Below are 15,989 nucleotides of genomic sequence, written 5' to 3' on the forward strand. Positions count from 1 at the left end.
ACTCTCCCCCGTAAAATCGCGTTTTCTGCATGGTCGGCCTGTTCTCAGCCCGGCCATTTTTTATCCAAAAATAACGACCAGTTAACATTTACAACCAATATATTTGACAACTTTTTATCCACCTGCCAAATGTATATACAAGCTAATACAAGAGCGATTTATACAGATAACAACCATCATAACGGGCGAGGGTGACATGGCTTATTCCGGTAAAGTGAATATCCAGCAGGCGATAGATGACAGTCCTTTTTCGCGCTTCCATTGGGTCATTATTGTCCTGGGATTTCTGGTTTTAGCCATTGACGGCTTCGATACCGCGGCGATGGGTTATATTGCTCCCACGCTCTCAGCCGACTGGGGCATCAAGAAGCAAGATCTCGGACCGGTGTTAAGCGCCGCGCTATTAGGCCTGTCATTTGGCGCCCTGCTCGCCGGACCGATTTCCGATCGTATGGGCCGTAAGCGTGTCCTGGTCTTTTCCTGTCTGTTCTTTGGCCTCGCCAGTCTGGGAACCGCCTATGCCCAGACCCTGAATATGCTCACATTTTGGCGTTTTCTCACTGGACTTGGGCTTGGCGCGGCAATGCCCAACGCCATCACCCTGGTGTCAGAATTCGCCCCGAAACGCTGTCGTTCAATGGCGATTAACACCATGTACTGCGGCTTTCCGTTAGGTGCTGCGGGCGGCGGCGTAATCTCCTCCTGGCTTATTCCCAATTACGGCTGGCACAGTGTTCTGCTTGCCGGTGCGATCGCCCCGCTGGCCCTCACCGTACTGTTGGTGCTGTTCCTGCCGGAGTCGGTGAAGTATCTGGTTCACCGCGGTAAAGGGGTGGCACAGGTTAAACGCATTGCTCAACGTTTTATGTCGGGAAATCTGGAACAGGTTACTCAGTTTTATCTGGATGAAGACCGCGTCACGATCAAAAAAGGCAGCGTGGCGCAGCTATTCAGTATGCCCTGGCTGCCGGGCACGCTGATGCTCTGGACGACCTATTTTATGGGGCTGGTTATCTATTACGTGCTGCTGAGCTGGATGCCAACGCTGATGCTGGGCATGGGCTATCCGCTGGCTGAATCCGCCTGGCTGACGTCACTGTTTACCTTCGGCGGTACTGCAGGGATCCTGCTGGCCGGTTGGTTAATGGACCGTTGGGAAGCGCATAAAGTGGTGTCACTCGGCTTTATTCTGACGATGCTGTTTGCCCTCGCTCTCGGGTTTGAACACAACCATATCATCCTGTTTGGCGCACTGATCTTCCTGATGGGGATTACCATGAACGGCGCGCAGTCCGGGCTACAGACGCTGGCTGCAACGTTTTATCCAACCCACTGCCGCGCAACGGGCATTGCCTGGATGCAGGGCGTGGGCCGCTTCGGCGGCGTAGCCGGAACGATGATGAGCGCCCAGTTGCTTTCCCTGCAATGGCAGGCAGACAGTATCTTAATGTTCCTCAGCCTTCCGGCTTTGGTCGCCGCGGCCGCGACGATTTACAAGCTGCAACGCTATAAACCGCACGCGCTGACCGTCGCATAGTACCGGCTCTTTCTGCTATTCTGCCCCCCGTTATTAAGGGGGCAGTATGCTTAACATCGTTTTATTCGAACCAGAAATCCCGCCAAATACCGGCAATATTATCCGTCTTTGCGCCAACACCGGCTTTCGTCTGCATATTATTGAGCCAATGGGCTTTACCTGGGACGATAAGCGCCTGCGTCGCGCGGGGCTGGATTACCATGAATTTACCGCCGTGCTTCGCCACCCTGATTACGCCGCCTTCGTCGCTGCAGAACATCCGCAACGTTTGTTTGCCCTGACCACCAAAGGTACGCCAGCGCACAGCGCGGTAAGCTATCAGGACGGAGATTATCTGATGTTTGGCCCGGAAACCCGCGGCCTGCCAGCCAGCATCCTCGATGCGCTGCCTGCCGAACAAAAAATTCGTATTCCGATGATGCCGGACAGTCGCAGCATGAACCTGTCAAATGCGGTGTCGGTGGTGGTGTATGAGGCCTGGCGCCAGTTAGGTTATCCCGGCGCGGTATTGCGGTCGTAAAAGAATTAAATGCCGGATGGCGGCTACACCTTATCCGGCCTACAAATACCACGTAGGCCCGGTAAACGCAGTGCCACCGGGCATGGCTCGAAATCAGATGCCGTCGCCGTATTCGAAAGTATGATGAATCCCATTGAAATGCTGATCCATATCCATGGACGGCTTATCGCTGTCTGGCTTACCGACGATGCGTGCCGGAACGCCTGCCGCGGTAGTGTGCGGGGGGACCGGCTGTAAAACCACGGAACCTGCGCCAATCTTCGCGCCGCGTCCGACTTCAATGTTGCCGAGAATTTTTGCTCCTGCGCCAATCATCACCCCTTCACGAATTTTCGGATGACGATCGCCGCCGGCTTTACCGGTCCCGCCGAGCGTAACGGATTGCAAAATAGAGACGTCGTTTTCAATCACGGCGGTTTCACCCACCACAATACCGGTGGCGTGATCGAGCATGATCCCACGGCCAATTTTTGCCGCCGGGTGAATATCTACCTGGAAGCTAACGGACACCTGATTTTGCAGGAAGATCGCCAGTGCCTGACGCCCCTGATGCCACAGCCAGTGACCAATACGGTAGGCCTGAAGCGCATGAAAACCCTTCAGGTACAGAAGTGGGGTGGAATATTTATCGACAGCCGGGTCACGCGTACGTACCGCCTGAATATCACAGGCCGCTGAGGCAATCATTTCAGGATCGGCGGCGTAGGCCTCTTCCACGACTTCGCGAATCGCAATGGCAGGCATGATCGGAGAGGCGAGTTTATTCGCCAGCATATAGCTTAGCGCACTGCCGAGATTTTCATGCTTGAGCAGCGTTGCGTGGTAAAAACTGGCCAGCATTGGCTCACATTCCGCCAGTGCCCGGGCTTCCGCTTTAATGTTTTTCCAGACGATATCCAGTTCTTCACACGGCATTGCGTACTCCAGAAGGTAGCAAAACGACCGACCCGTTCTTCGCGGGTCGGGTCGTTATATTCAACAGTTCCTTACAGCTAGTGGCGACTCAGCTCGTCCTTGCGTGCACGGCCTAATAACGTCAATGCTGCCTCGCGCGCGTTTTTTCCGCAATACAATACTTGATAAATTTCCTCGGTTATTGGCATCTCAACACCAAAACGGTGCGCCAATTCACGAACTTCTTTCGTATTGCGGTAGCCTTCAACCACCTGACCAATCTTGTCCTGCGCGCCCTGCACGTCCATCCCCTGGCCGAGCATCATGCCAAAACGACGGTTACGTGACTGGTTGTCGGTACAGGTCAGCACCAGATCGCCCAAACCCGCCATCCCCATAAAGGTGGCAGGATCGGCACCCAGCGCCGCGCCAAGACGAGACATTTCGGTCAGACCACGGGTGATCAATGCGGTTCGCGCATTGGCGCCGAAACCAATGCCGTCAGACATCCCCGCGCCAATCGCAATGACGTTTTTCACCGCGCCGCCCAGTTGAACGCCAATGAAATCCGGGTTGCTGTACACACGGAAGCTTTTGCCGCAGTGCAGCAACTGCTGGAGATCGTCAGCAAAAGTATCATCCGTTGAGGCCAGAGATATCGCCGTCGGCATGCCCGCCGCCAGCTCTTTCGCGAACGTCGGACCGGAGATAACCGCCAGTGGAATAGAATCACCTAACGCTTCACGCGCGACGTCCTGCAGCAGGCGTCCCGTTTCCGCTTCCAGACCTTTTGTCGCCCAGACCAGCCGCGCGTCAGGGCGCATCAGCGGTTTGATGTTACGCAGCACTTCGCCAAAAACGTGGCTCGGCACTACCACCAGAATATTACGACTGGCGGCCAGCGCAGTGGCTAAGTCACTTTCCAGGCGCAGCGTTTCGGGAAAAGGCACATCAGGGAGGAACGCGACGTTGCAGCGATCGTGCTCGAGGGTCGCGATATGTTTCGGATCATGGCCCCACAGGACAACCTGATGGCCATTTCTTGCCAGGGTAATGGCAAGAGCGGTGCCGTACGAGCCGGCACCAATCACAGTCATTGAAGCATTACTTTGGTTCATCAGGCATCCTGATGTTCTTCAGTACCTTCGCCAGCCTGCTGCTGTAAATAGTTCATGAACAGCGCATCAAAGTTGACCGGCGCAAGGTTCAGTTGCGGGAATGTACCGCGTGAAACCAGGCTGGTGATGCATTCGCGGGCATACGGGAACAGAATGTTCGGGCAGTATGCGCCAAGGCAATGCGCCATCTGAGTCCCTTCAATACCACTGATGGAAAAAATACCGCCCTGCTGAACTTCGCACAGGAACGCAGTTTCTTCGCCCAGAGAAGCCGTTACGGTGACACGCAGCACTACTTCATACACATCATCTGCCAGTTGGGTAGATGCGGTATCAAGATCAAGTTTAACCTCTGGCTGCCAATCTTTCTGGAAAACATGCGGTGCATTTGGCGCTTCGAAAGACACATCCTTGGTATAGATACGTTGGATCTGGAAAGCCATTTCAGTGTTATTTTGTTCTGACATGTTGAGAAAACCCTTTAGTGTTGTCCTTTAAATACTTCGGTACGCCTTAACGCAGCAGTGGATCCAGTCCACCACGCGCATCCAACGCATACAAGTCGTCACAACCACCAATGTGCTGTGCATCAATAAAAATCTGCGGAACCGTAGTACGGCCACTGCGCTTGATCATCTCTTCGCGCTTCACGGCATCGCCGTCAATCGGAAGTTCCTGGAAACTCACACCCTTGCTGTTCAGCAGCGCCTTTGCGCGATGGCAAAATGGGCAGGTTGCTTTGGTATAGATCTCAATATTGGCCATGACTTATCTCCAGTGTTCTTTTACCCTGCGGTATGAAAGAAGACGGGTAAATTACTTGCCGCGAACCAGTGGCAGGTTCTCACCACTCCAGCCCGCTACGCCGTCTTTCAGTACAGATACCTGCTCAAAACCGGCTTTAATCAGCGCAGTTGCTGAATCCTGGCATTGCATGCCTGAGCCATCAACCACAATAACAGGTTTGTTTTTGTGTTTTTCCAGCTCGCCAAAATTATTGGCTTTGATTTCGCTCGGCAGCAGGTTAGTGGAGCCTGCGATATGACCTTTACGGAAGTCGTCGCGCTGACGTAAATCCACAATCACCGCATCTTCTTTATTGATAAGACGTGTAGCTTCTCCGCGCGTAATCACCTTCACTTTCGAAGTCAGGCTCTTAAACGTGGTAAATAATACAGCCGCCAGTAACGCAATCCAGGCGATACTCAAGACAGGGTGGCGACTAACAAATTGCATAATTTCTTGCATGGGGGGTAACAACTCCCGACTCAGTGATTAAAAAACCAGGAAAGGAGTATACCTGCGCGTTGGCGCAAATACAGCCAGAGCGTGCATTGGATTGCATTTTTGCGGGGCGCTACGGAAAAAAAAACGTAAATCCGCGCCCTCTGCGGCGCGCTCTGGTCGATTATTTGATCTTCTGGGGCTACTTTATCGATTCAGCTGTAGTAAAATTACGCAATTATTTTTTATCTATTAAGTGTGAGGTTGTCGCAATGTCGGTTTCTAAAAAACCTATGGTACTGGTGATTCTGGATGGCTACGGTTATCGTGAAGACAGCCAGGATAACGCCATCTTTAATGCCAAAACCCCGGTAATGGATGCCCTGTGGGCAAAACGTCCGCATACCCTGATTGATGCGTCTGGCCTGGAAGTCGGCCTGCCCGATCGCCAGATGGGCAACTCCGAAGTGGGCCACGTCAACCTGGGCGCTGGCCGCATCGTGTATCAGGACCTGACCCGTCTGGATGTTGAAATTAAAGAGCGTACTTTCTTCGCTAACCCGGTGCTGACCAATGCGGTCGACCAGGCAAAAAATAGCGGCAAAGCGGTACACATCATGGGTCTGCTCTCTGCTGGCGGCGTTCACAGCCACGAAGATCACATCATGGCGATGGTAGAAATGGCCGCTGAACGTGGCGCTGAGAAAATCTATCTGCACGCTTTCCTTGATGGCCGTGACACCCCGCCGCGCAGCGCTGAACATTCCCTGCAGAAATTCGAAGAGAAATTTGCCGCGTTGGGCAAAGGCCGCGTAGCGTCCATCATCGGTCGTTACTACGCTATGGACCGCGACAACCGTTGGGATCGCGTTGAACAGGCTTATGACCTGATGACGCTGGCAAAAGGCGAGTTCCAGTTCGCTACGGCGGTTGAAGGCCTGCAGGCTGCTTATGCCCGCGACGAAAACGACGAATTCGTGAAAGCGACCGTGATCCGTGCTGAAGGCCAGGCTGAAGCCGCCATGGAAGACGGCGATACGCTGATTTTCATGAACTTCCGTGCTGACCGTGCGCGTGAAATTACCCGTGCGTTTGTTAACGCTGACTTCGACGGCTTCGCCCGTAAGAAAGTCGTTAACCTCAACTTTGTGATGCTGACCGAATACGCGGCCGACATCAAAACTGCGGTAGCTTACCCACCAGCGTCTCTGGCCAATACCCTTGGCGAGTGGATGGCGAAGAACGACAAAACGCAGCTGCGTATTTCCGAAACCGAAAAATATGCGCACGTGACCTTCTTCTTCAACGGCGGCGTAGAAGAACCGTTCAAAGGCGAAGACCGCATCCTGATCAACTCGCCGAAAGTCGCGACCTACGATCTGCAGCCGGAAATGAGCTCTGCAGAGCTGACCGAAAAACTGGTTGCTGCGATTGAGAGCGGAAAATACGACACCATCATTTGTAACTACCCGAACGGCGACATGGTTGGCCACACCGGGGTGATGGAAGCAGCGGTTAAAGCGGTTGAAGCGCTGGATCATTGCGTTGAGCAGGTGACTAAAGCGGTTGAATCCGTTGGCGGCCAGTTGCTGATCACCGCGGACCACGGTAACGCAGAGCAAATGCGCGATCCGTCCACCGGTCAGGCACATACAGCGCACACCAACCTGCCCGTTCCGCTGATTTATGTCGGTGGTAAAAACGTCAAAGCAGTCGAAGGCGGCAAACTTTCTGATATCGCCCCGACGATGCTGACGCTGATGGGTATGGAAATCCCGCAAGAGATGACTGGTAAGCCGCTGTTCATCGTGGAATAATCCCTCCCCATGAGGGGAAAGGCGATTAATACCATCACTCGGGCCGTGAAGCTGCGCAAGCTTTCAGTCAGGCCCTTGTTCTACGCCAGCGCGCTTAGCGCTGGCGTATTGCTGTGCGCCTTTTCCGCCCACGCGGACGAACGCGACCAGCTCAAATCTATTCAGGCCGATATCGCGGCAAAAGAACGCGCGGTACGCCAACAGCAACAACAACGCGCCACCCTACTCGCTCAGCTTAAAGCGCAGGAACAGGCCATTGCCGTTGCCGCCAGGCAACTGCGCGAAACGCAAAACTCACTGGCGCAGCTGAACGCGCAAATCGCAGAGATGAATGCCGCCCTTGCGAAGCTGGAAAAACAGCGGGCCGCGCAAGAACGCAGCCTGGCAGCCCAACTCGACGCTGCATTTCGCCAGGGCGAACATACCGGCATTCAGCTCATTCTTAGCGGTGAAGAAAGCCAGCGTGGGCAACGCCTGCAGGCCTATTTCGGCTATCTGAACCAGGCGCGACAGGAAACCATCGCGCAGCTGAAACAAACCCGCGAAGAGGTCGACTCGCAAAAAGCCGAGCTGGAAGATAAGCAGAGCGAACAGCAGACTCTGTTGTACGAGCAGCGTGCTCAGCAGGCTAAGCTGGAGCAGGCGCGTAATGAACGCCAGAAGACGCTCTCGGGTCTGGAGTCATCGATTCAACAGGGTCAACAGCAATTGGGCGAAATGCGCGCCAACGAATCGCGCCTGCGTAACAGCATTGCTCGCGCCGAAGCCGCAGCCAAAGCACGCGCGGAACGTGAAGCCCGCGAGGCGCAGGCCGTACGCGATAAGCAGCAGGATGCCTCACGGAAAGGCTCAACCTATAAGCCAACCGAAAGTGAAAAATCACTGATGTCGCGTACCGGCGGTTTGGGTTCGCCACGTGGCCAGGCATTCTGGCCCGTTCGTGGTCCAACGTTACATCGTTATGGCGAACAGCTGCAGGGTGAGCTACGTTGGAAGGGGATGGTTATTGGCGCATCCGAAGGCACCGAAGTTAAAGCCATTGCCGATGGTCGCGTCATTCTGGCGGACTGGCTGCAGGGCTATGGCCTGGTCGTCGTCGTTGAGCACGGTAAAGGCGATATGAGCCTGTACGGTTATAACCAGAGCGCACTGGTCAGCGTCGGTACGCAGGTTCGCGCCGGGCAGCCTATTGCACTTGTGGGTAGCAGCGGCGGTCAGGGTAGACCGGCGCTCTATTTCGAAATTCGTCGCCAGGGTCAGGCGGTCAATCCACAGCCGTGGTTGGGAAGATAAGTTTTGCCTCAATTTCGTCGTCTATTACTCTCTCTCGCCAGCCTGCTGGCCTTCGCAACACCTGTTTTTGCTGGCAAACTCGCCATCGTCATTGATGATTTCGGCTATCGTCCACACACTGAAAATCAGGTGCTGGCGATGCCTTCCGCCATCTCCGTTGCCGTTTTGCCTAATGCTCCGCATGCGCGGGAAATGGCAACCAAAGCGCATAACAGCGGGCATGAAGTCCTGATCCATCTACCGATGGCGCCACTGAGCAAACAGCCGTTAGAGAAAGACACTTTACGCCCGGAAATGAGCAGCGAAGAGATTGAGCGGATTATTCGCGATGCGGTAAGCAAAGTACCGAATGCGGTCGGTCTGAACAACCATATGGGCAGCGCGATGACCTCCAGCCTGTTTGGCATGCAGAAGGTGATGCAGGCGCTGGAACGATACGACCTCTACTTCCTCGACAGCATGACCATCGGCAACAGCCAGGCCATGCGCGCAGCATCAGGAACCGGTGTGAAGGTCATCAAACGCAAAGTCTTCCTGGACGACACGCAAAACGAAGCCGATATTCGCCGTCAGTTTAATCGTGCCGTCGAACTTGCGCGTCGCAACGGCTCGGCAATTGCCATTGGCCACCCTCACCCGTCTACGGTTCGCGTCCTACAGCAGATGCTTTATAGCCTGCCAGCCGACATCACGCTGGTTCGCCCAAGCAGCCTGCTCAATGAACCACAGGTGGATACGTCCAGACCAAACCTCACTCCGCCAAAAAACGGTACGCCTGACGCACCGCGTAATCCTTTCCGCGGGGTGAAATTATGCAAACCGAAACAGCCGTTAGAGCCGGTTTACGCCAGCCGCTTCTTCAGCGTGCTCGGTGAAAGCATCACCCAAAGCACGCTGGTGCAGTACATGAAGCTGCAGTGGCAGGGCTGGGGAAATACATCCTCTCCCGGCACTATGAACGCTAACGTAGATTAAGCGTTTTACGTGTAATACGAGAAGGCGACGATGTTTTATCTCGCCATTTCCAGAGACGGAATGACCATAGCAGCGCCTGGTACATAACTTTGGCGCTGCGTACATTAGTAATCATGCGTTTATACATACCCGAGACAAAAATCTCTGCAATCATACGCTGACGAATATGAACATCCGGTTCTTTGCGTACTGCGTGACAAACGCGCAAAGCTTCATAGGTTATTTGCTGATGAAATTCCGGATAAAGAGTAATCCGTCCAGCATATTCACGATTCAACTTATCCAATAACCGTGTAATTTTAATATAGTGTCGTTGGTAATTGAGATTTTTTAAGCCTTGTCTTTTAAGACGGCTAACTGATTGATCATGTAAGAAGTATTTATATAAAGATTGTTCGGTATATCGTACACGTTTGGCGTTAAACATAAACTCCGTCGTCCATACAATATCCTGATGATGCAACCCAGGAACAAACGATATCTTATTTTTCTCGATAACATCCCTGCGGTAAACCCCCATCCAGACCACATGTGTCCAACGGCGTGAAGCCAATGCCATACGTAACCAGTCAGGGCCGGTCAATACACCCGTAGACCGCAAACGGTCCGTCGGTATTGATTGCCAGGTGTCCCCCGTTTCGAAAATGCACCAGTCAGAATTGCACTGCGCCAGATCCAGGTCATCCTGAAGTGCCATGGTCATCAGGGTTTCATACATATTGGGATAAACCAGGTCATCAGCATCGACAAATGCAACATAATCCCCTCTGGCCGCTGCCAGACCACGATTACGCGCAACAGATGCCCCAGCGTTAGCCTGATGCAACAACCGAACATGGGGATAGTTATCAGCATACTGTCTTGCAATATCAACAGAGTTATCCGTTGAGCCATCATCGACAATAATGATCTCTATCGCACTCCATGTCTGTGCGATCAAAGATTCCATGCAATCCCGAAAACTATCACCCGCGTTATACAACGGAATAATGACACTCAACATATTTGTGCTGTTTCTCATCAGCTAACCCTGGTTTGTTAGTACACTGATGACTTTTACTACAGTTTCATTAAGGAATTATTAAGCCTGGAACGATTTATCGCCAGAAGCGGCGCGGCGAAAGCAGCCAGTATGAGAAAATGCTATGCGAAACCTGATTTCAGCGGGCAGTGAAAGCTCAGATCGTCTACATATTGAGGGGCGCAACCTGTATACTATATCGCTATAAATTAACGCATTATGTACACTGATATTGAGGAAAGTGATGGCCATCAGTAAGACACATGAAAAAGGTTATACGGTCTATTGTAAAGAGACCAATATAGACCTTAAGTCACTGATGAGTAAGTATATAAATAAAGAAATCAGTGGCAAACCGTTGAGCAGTGGTAACGCTATGCGCAGCGTGGAACTGGTCGAGTACAACTCACAAAAATTTATCATCAAAAACGACCGTGAAGTTGATCCTCGATTCGAGAAAAAAATGCAGAATTTTATCTCCGGTCCCTTCTATTCCAGGCTCATCAAGAAGCTGGACAAGCTCTCCCCGGAAATGCGCGCCTGTACAGCCGATCTCTACTACGCTGCAGAGAAAGTGCGCCTTCGTCAGTGTCATGATGTTTATATTATTCATGAATATATTGAAGGTACTCCTTTAAAAGAAATTAGCCCTAAGAATGCCGATGAAGTGAAGCAGTGCGTTCTGCGCCTTCACAAAGCCGGGTTGGCATCTAATGATATCCACCCAGGAAACTTCATTCGTACGCCAGGCGGTGAATTAAGAATTATCGACTTATCTTGTAAGGGAAACATGAAGATTTGTCAGGCTAATGACATTTTAGCGTTGCAGCGAAAATATAATATTAAAATCAAAGGGAAAGGGTTAGTGTATAAGCTCATCTGCCTCAAAGAAGCGACAAGATCTTTATCCAGAAAGCTTCGTGGTAAATAGCATTTATTATGTATACGGCCAGATCAAATAATCTGGCCGTTGGTAACATTTAATACAAATCGAGCCTTCAATCCCAACTCAGGATCACTTTCCCTGACTGGCCTGAACGCATCGCGTCAAAGCCCTGCTGGAATTCATCGATGGAGAATCGATGGGTGATGATTGGCGACAAATCCAGACCAGACTGAATCAGTGCAGCCATTTTGTACCAGGTCTCAAACATCTCACGACCGTAGATACCTTTAATAAACAGCCCCTTAAAGATAACTTTCGTCCAGTCGATTGACATGTCAGATGGCGGAATACCCAGCATAGCAATGCGCCCACCGTGGTTCATAGTGTCCAGCATGGCGCGAAACGCTGGCGGCGCACCGGACATCTCCAGACCTACATCAAACCCTTCGGTCATACCCAGTTCAGCCATCACGTCAGTCAGATTCTCTTTCGAGACGTTGACCGCGCGAGTGATGCCCATTTTACGCGCCAACTCAAGGCGATACTCATTAACATCGGTAATCACCACGTGGCGTGCGCCAACGTGCTTCGCGACCGCTGCTGCCATAATTCCGATTGGACCCGCACCGGAAACCAGCACATCTTCCCCAACCAGATCAAACGACAGCGCCGTGTGCACCGCATTACCGAACGGATCGAAAATAGACGCCAGGTCGTCGGAGATGTTGTCCGGAATTTTAAACGCGTTAAATGCCGGGATCACCAGGTACTCTGCAAAGCAGCCAGGACGATTTACGCCGACACCGGTCGTATTGCGGCACAGGTGAGTACGCCCACCGCGGCAGTTACGGCAATGCCCGCAGGTGATATGACCTTCGCCTGAAACGCGATCGCCGATTTTAAAGCCTTTAACTTCCTGGCCGATGCCAACAACTTCGCCGACATATTCATGCCCAACGACCATCGGTACCGGGATGGTTTTTTGCGACCATTCATCCCAGTTATAAATGTGAACGTCAGTCCCGCAGATGGCTGTTTTACGGATTTTAATCAGCAAATCGTTATGGCCGACTTCCGGTTCAGGAACGTCGGTCATCCAAATGCCCTCTTCCGCTTTCAGTTTGGATAACGCTTTCATTTCACATCCTCAGGCAATAACGCCCAGTTGTTTACCAATGCGTGTGAAGGCCTCAACAGCACGCGTGATCTGCTCAGGGGTATGCGCCGCAGACATCTGGGTACGAATACGCGCCTGGCCTTTTGGAACCACCGGATAGAAGAATCCGGTAACGTAAATCCCCTCTTTTTGCAGTTCACGGGCGAACGCCTGCGCCACAACCGCATCACCCAACATGACCGGGATAATCGCGTGATCCGCACCCGCTAACGTAAAGCCTGCGGCAGACATTTGCTCACGGAACTGACGTGCGTTCGCCCACAGGCGATCGCGCAGCTCGTTGCCAGCCTCGACCATCTCCAGCACTTTAATGGAGGCTGCAACAATCGCCGGAGCCAGTGAGTTGGAGAACAGGTACGGACGGGAACGCTGACGCAGCCACTCAACAACCTCTTTGCGCGCTGCGGTGTAACCGCCGGATGCGCCACCGAGCGCTTTACCCAGCGTACCGGTGATGATGTCCACACGGCCCATCACATCACAGTATTCATGGGAGCCACGACCGTTTTCGCCGACAAAGCCGACCGCATGAGAATCATCAACCATGACCAGCGCGTCGTATTTATCCGCCAGGTCACAAACGCCTTTCAGGTTAGCGATAACGCCATCCATAGAGAACACGCCATCGGTGGCGATCAGAATATGACGGGCGCCCGCTTCACGTGCTTCTTTCAGGCGCGCTTCCAGCTCGACCATGTCGTTGTTGGCATAACGGAAACGCTTTGCTTTACACAAGCGAACGCCGTCAATGATAGACGCGTGGTTTAGCGCATCTGAAATGATCGCATCTTCGGCGCCCAGCAGCGTTTCGAACAGGCCGCCGTTGGCGTCAAAGCAGGAAGAGTAAAGGATGGCATCTTCCATACCGAGGAATGCCGCCAGTTTTTGCTCCAGTTGCTTATGGCTGTCCTGGGTACCGCAAATAAAGCGGACCGAAGCCATACCAAATCCGTGAGAATCCATGCCCGCTTTTGCCGCTGCAATCAGCTCCGGGTGGTTAGCCAGCCCCAGATAGTTGTTCGCACAAAAGTTAATAACGTGGCTTCCGTCCGCCACGGTGATATCCGCCTGCTGGGCAGACGTAATAATGCGCTCTTCTTTAAACAATCCTTCCGCACGTGCGGTGTCGAGATCGTTGGTTAACTGTTTGTAAAAATCCCCACGCATTTCAATTCTCCAGACTGGGCAAATTTCAGCACATATTACCCAAAGCTATACGTTGATACGAGATGACGCATCACTACTTCTTCAAAATGAAGCATAAATCACGTATATCCACATGGCTAATCAGTGATGCTGCCGTGTATCTTTATTAGGAGGGATAATTCACAACCACTTGATTTAGAAGAGCTTTATTGATTGAGGTGAAAAAACAGCATCAATAACAGAAGAATGCCTTCACAGCATTCTATCTGCTCAGGTAACCCTTAGATCCCATTCGAACCACTACTTTCGGGTCAGAAAAATTCGTAGTGCCTGGAGTTTTGCACCTAACGCGGTTCGCCGATAAACACGGAACAGATCGAACCATTTGCCACGACCAAGGTAATTAAGCATTAATAGCGCAGGGCGTTTGTAATAACACATAACAAAAATACCCTGATCATCATCAACAATATTATTTCTGAGGGTCTCTTTTTGGCATTCAGTGACTAATGAATAAAACTCTTTCCATTTTTCCTGAGAGCCAACAATAGCGCCACCGATAATATAAATATGATTCCCAATCATAAAGTCAAACACTTGCTTTATTGATGACACAACCAAGCCTTTTTTAATCGTAAAGAGATGCATTTTATTACGATCAAATGGGAAATCCCATACCTTTAAACCGCCAGTGACCTGAGGTTTACGACAATACCCGAAGTCGATCCACGCAACCATCGGAGTATTAACTAAGCCTAAATTAATAGCTTTAGCTACAAAATATGCTTTTAAATTAGTGATCAACACATATTCTGGAGACCAGTATTCAGGGTTACCAAGCTGTCGAGTTTCTAACTTACTCTTAAAGGCATCATCCTGCTGGATTTGTCTAATTTTATTTTTAATATGTTTGAATTTATTATCTAAATCTATAGCTATAATTTTTGTGGGCTTACCTTTGCGTATTTCCGCAATTCTGGCTTCAAACTCAGGCGAAGTAAAAATAACCATATCGTTTTCTAAATCGGCTAACCGCTTGAAGTAATCAAAATAGACATCAGAAGATCGGGATAGTTTTTCACGGAAGCCTTTATTAACAGTCCACTCCCCCCTACCGATATCAAAATATGCTGTAACAATAGTGGTAGATGATTTCATAGCCATATCAAACCATTAATAAAAAAAATATTATATCACATAGCTTTTGTTTTTGTACATATAATATACATGGGTGGTTATTAAAAAACCGCAATACATTTAAGAATAATTCAATACAGATAATAACCATTAAATAAGCATTCTTATGCCAGTGTTTATAGACCGTCTGCCGACTCGCCATCTTACTTAAGAGGCTGAAGGGATGCCGATGTGATGGTATGATTACAAACATTAGTGTCTGAGATTGTCTCTGACTCCATAATTCGAAGGTTACATTTATGATCATCGTTACCGGCGGCGCGGGCTTTATCGGCAGCAACATCGTTAAGTCCCTGAATGATAAAGGCATCACCGACATCCTGGTGGTGGACAACCTGAAAGACGGCACCAAGTTTGTTAACCTGGTGGATCTGAATATTGCTGACTACATGGACAAGGAAGACTTCCTGATCCAGATTATGGCCGGGGAAGATTTCGGCGATATCGAAGCGATTTTCCACGAAGGCGCATGCTCTTCCACCACCGAGTGGGACGGCAAGTATATGATGGATAACAACTATCAATACTCCAAAGAGCTGCTGCACTACTGCCTGGAGCGTGAAATCCCGTTCCTGTACGCGTCTTCTGCCGCCACTTATGGCGGTCGCACTTCTGATTTCATCGAATCCCGTGAATATGAGAAGCCGCTGAACGTCTACGGTTACTCAAAATTCCTGTTCGACGAGTACGTTCGTCAGATCCTGCCAGAAGCGACCTCTCAGATTGTTGGCTTCCGCTATTTCAACGTCTACGGACCACGTGAAGGCCATAAAGGCAGCATGGCGAGTGTCGCCTTCCACCTCAATACCCAGCTCAACAATGGCGAAACACCAAAACTGTTCGAAGGCAGTGAAAACTTCAAACGTGATTTCGTTTATGTCGGCGATGTGGCTGCGGTAAACCTGTGGTTCCTGGAAAACGGGGTTTCCGGCATCTTTAACCTCGGTACCGGTCGTGCGGAATCTTTCCAGGCCGTTGCCGATGCTACGCTTGCGTATCACAACAAAGGCAGCATTGAGTACATCCCATTCCCGGAAAAACTGAAAGGTCGCTACCAGGCATTTACGCAGGCCGATCTGACTAACCTGCGCGCAGCGGGCTATGACAAGCCGTTTAAAACCGTCGCCGAAGGCGTTACGGAATATATGGCCTGGCTGAACCGCGACGCGTAAGGCAGGCAATCA

Annotated in this window: 16 protein-coding genes; 7 read left to right on the forward strand and 9 right to left on the reverse strand. The window is 51.2% G+C overall.

Going from position 1 to position 15,989, the window contains the following annotated elements:
* Nucleotides 1-196: 196 nt before the first annotated feature.
* Both OGW16_RS09560 and trmL read left to right on the forward strand, forming a co-directional pair.
* Complete coding sequence (locus OGW16_RS09560; RefSeq protein WP_172862507.1) at nt 197-1,537, forward strand: MFS transporter; 1,341 nt, start codon at nt 197-199, stop codon at nt 1,535-1,537.
* A gap of 46 nt (nt 1,538-1,583) precedes the next feature.
* The gene (gene trmL, locus OGW16_RS09565; RefSeq protein ID WP_043018725.1) at nt 1,584-2,057 is read left to right on the forward strand and encodes a tRNA (uridine(34)/cytosine(34)/5-carboxymethylaminomethyluridine(34)-2'-O)-methyltransferase TrmL; all 474 of its coding nucleotides are present in this window, start codon (nt 1,584-1,586) and stop codon (nt 2,055-2,057) included.
* A gap of 93 nt (nt 2,058-2,150) precedes the next feature.
* On the opposite strand, the gene cysE is transcribed toward trmL, so the two are convergent.
* The 5 genes from cysE to OGW16_RS09590 form a co-directional block, all read right to left on the reverse strand.
* Nucleotides 2,151-2,972: a serine O-acetyltransferase gene (gene cysE / locus OGW16_RS09570; RefSeq protein ID WP_016154965.1), complete on the reverse strand. Its 822-nt coding sequence runs from the start codon at nt 2,970-2,972 to the stop codon at nt 2,151-2,153.
* 77 nt (nt 2,973-3,049) lie between these two features.
* Nucleotides 3,050-4,069 carry an NAD(P)H-dependent glycerol-3-phosphate dehydrogenase gene (gene gpsA, locus OGW16_RS09575; RefSeq protein WP_043018726.1) on the reverse strand — a complete coding sequence of 340 codons (1,020 nt, stop codon included), beginning with the start codon at nt 4,067-4,069 and terminating at the stop codon, nt 3,050-3,052.
* Nucleotides 4,069-4,536, reverse strand: a complete 468-nt coding sequence (secB, locus tag OGW16_RS09580) for a protein-export chaperone SecB (protein WP_003024155.1) — start codon at nt 4,534-4,536, stop codon at nt 4,069-4,071. Before secB ends, gpsA begins: the two co-directional genes overlap by 1 nt.
* Before the next feature lie 46 nt (nt 4,537-4,582).
* Nucleotides 4,583-4,834: a glutaredoxin 3 gene (gene grxC, locus OGW16_RS09585; protein ID WP_003024152.1), complete on the reverse strand. Its 252-nt coding sequence runs from the start codon at nt 4,832-4,834 to the stop codon at nt 4,583-4,585.
* Between the two features lie 51 nt (nt 4,835-4,885).
* On the reverse strand, nt 4,886-5,317 hold the full coding sequence (locus OGW16_RS09590; protein WP_005120473.1) for a rhodanese-like domain-containing protein: 432 nt from the start codon (nt 5,315-5,317) through the stop codon (nt 4,886-4,888).
* Nucleotides 5,318-5,565: 248 nt separating this feature from the next.
* On the opposite strand from OGW16_RS09590, the gene gpmM reads away from it, so the two are divergent.
* The 3 genes from gpmM to OGW16_RS09605 are packed head-to-tail and all read left to right on the forward strand — an operon-like array spanning nt 5,566 to nt 9,378.
* Nucleotides 5,566-7,110 carry a 2,3-bisphosphoglycerate-independent phosphoglycerate mutase gene (gpmM, locus tag OGW16_RS09595; RefSeq protein WP_043018843.1) on the forward strand — a complete coding sequence of 515 codons (1,545 nt, stop codon included), beginning with the start codon at nt 5,566-5,568 and terminating at the stop codon, nt 7,108-7,110.
* A gap of 33 nt (nt 7,111-7,143) precedes the next feature.
* A complete protein-coding gene (gene envC, locus OGW16_RS09600; protein ID WP_230586371.1) occupies nt 7,144-8,403 on the forward strand; it encodes a murein hydrolase activator EnvC in 1,260 nt (419 codons plus the stop codon).
* A gap of 3 nt (nt 8,404-8,406) precedes the next feature.
* The gene (locus tag OGW16_RS09605; RefSeq protein WP_100193747.1) at nt 8,407-9,378 is read left to right on the forward strand and encodes a divergent polysaccharide deacetylase family protein; all 972 of its coding nucleotides are present in this window, start codon (nt 8,407-8,409) and stop codon (nt 9,376-9,378) included.
* Here OGW16_RS09605 and OGW16_RS09610 read toward each other — a convergent pair.
* On the reverse strand, nt 9,365-10,399 hold the full coding sequence (locus OGW16_RS09610; RefSeq protein WP_043018729.1) for a glycosyltransferase: 1,035 nt from the start codon (nt 10,397-10,399) through the stop codon (nt 9,365-9,367). The two genes, OGW16_RS09605 and OGW16_RS09610, sit on opposite strands and share 14 nt — an antisense overlap.
* Nucleotides 10,400-10,643: 244 nt before the next feature.
* Here OGW16_RS09610 and rfaY point away from each other — a divergent pair, with 244 nt between their 5' ends.
* Nucleotides 10,644-11,330 (forward strand): lipopolysaccharide core heptose(II) kinase RfaY, encoded by a 687-nt coding sequence (rfaY, locus tag OGW16_RS09615; protein ID WP_043018730.1) that lies wholly within the window; start codon nt 10,644-10,646, stop codon nt 11,328-11,330.
* 67 nt (nt 11,331-11,397) lie between these two features.
* Here the strand turns inward: rfaY and tdh are convergent, their stop codons facing one another.
* The 3 genes from tdh to yibB form a co-directional block, all read right to left on the reverse strand.
* Complete coding sequence (gene tdh, locus OGW16_RS09620; RefSeq protein WP_003024132.1) at nt 11,398-12,423, reverse strand: L-threonine 3-dehydrogenase; 1,026 nt, start codon at nt 12,421-12,423, stop codon at nt 11,398-11,400.
* A 9-nt stretch (nt 12,424-12,432) separates the two neighbouring features.
* Nucleotides 12,433-13,629 (reverse strand): glycine C-acetyltransferase, encoded by a 1,197-nt coding sequence (gene kbl / locus OGW16_RS09625; protein ID WP_043018731.1) that lies wholly within the window; start codon nt 13,627-13,629, stop codon nt 12,433-12,435.
* 279 nt (nt 13,630-13,908) lie between these two features.
* A complete protein-coding gene (gene yibB / locus OGW16_RS09630; protein WP_286518394.1) occupies nt 13,909-14,766 on the reverse strand; it encodes a protein YibB in 858 nt (285 codons plus the stop codon).
* A 278-nt stretch (nt 14,767-15,044) separates the two neighbouring features.
* Between yibB and rfaD the strand changes: the two genes are divergently transcribed.
* A complete protein-coding gene (gene rfaD / locus OGW16_RS09635; protein WP_286518363.1) occupies nt 15,045-15,977 on the forward strand; it encodes an ADP-glyceromanno-heptose 6-epimerase in 933 nt (310 codons plus the stop codon).
* Nucleotides 15,978-15,989: the final 12 nt, after the last annotated feature.

It is taken from the genome of Citrobacter sp. Ce104 (assembly GCF_030334595.1).
GTDB lineage: Bacteria > Pseudomonadota > Gammaproteobacteria > Enterobacterales > Enterobacteriaceae > Citrobacter > Citrobacter europaeus.

Excerpts from the sequence above, each read along its gene's own strand:
- OGW16_RS09610 (WP_043018729.1), bottom strand. The coding sequence starts at position 10,399 with ATGAGAAACAGCACAAATATGTTGAGTGTCATTATTCCGTTGTATAAC.
- grxC (WP_003024152.1), bottom strand. The coding sequence starts at position 4,834 with ATGGCCAATATTGAGATCTATACCAAAGCAACCTGCCCATTTTGCCAT.
- kbl (WP_043018731.1), bottom strand. The coding sequence starts at position 13,629 with ATGCGTGGGGATTTTTACAAACAGTTAACCAACGATCTCGACACCGCA.
- trmL (WP_043018725.1), top strand. The coding sequence starts at position 1,584 with ATGCTTAACATCGTTTTATTCGAACCAGAAATCCCGCCAAATACCGGC.
- OGW16_RS09560 (WP_172862507.1), top strand. The coding sequence starts at position 197 with ATGGCTTATTCCGGTAAAGTGAATATCCAGCAGGCGATAGATGACAGT.
- OGW16_RS09590 (WP_005120473.1), bottom strand. The coding sequence starts at position 5,317 with ATGCAAGAAATTATGCAATTTGTTAGTCGCCACCCTGTCTTGAGTATC.
- rfaY (WP_043018730.1), top strand. The coding sequence starts at position 10,644 with ATGGCCATCAGTAAGACACATGAAAAAGGTTATACGGTCTATTGTAAA.
- yibB (WP_286518394.1), bottom strand. The coding sequence starts at position 14,766 with ATGAAATCATCTACCACTATTGTTACAGCATATTTTGATATCGGTAGG.
- gpmM (WP_043018843.1), top strand. The coding sequence starts at position 5,566 with ATGTCGGTTTCTAAAAAACCTATGGTACTGGTGATTCTGGATGGCTAC.
- secB (WP_003024155.1), bottom strand. The coding sequence starts at position 4,536 with ATGTCAGAACAAAATAACACTGAAATGGCTTTCCAGATCCAACGTATC.
- gpsA (WP_043018726.1), bottom strand. The coding sequence starts at position 4,069 with ATGAACCAAAGTAATGCTTCAATGACTGTGATTGGTGCCGGCTCGTAC.
- cysE (WP_016154965.1), bottom strand. The coding sequence starts at position 2,972 with ATGCCGTGTGAAGAACTGGATATCGTCTGGAAAAACATTAAAGCGGAA.
- rfaD (WP_286518363.1), top strand. The coding sequence starts at position 15,045 with ATGATCATCGTTACCGGCGGCGCGGGCTTTATCGGCAGCAACATCGTT.
- tdh (WP_003024132.1), bottom strand. The coding sequence starts at position 12,423 with ATGAAAGCGTTATCCAAACTGAAAGCGGAAGAGGGCATTTGGATGACC.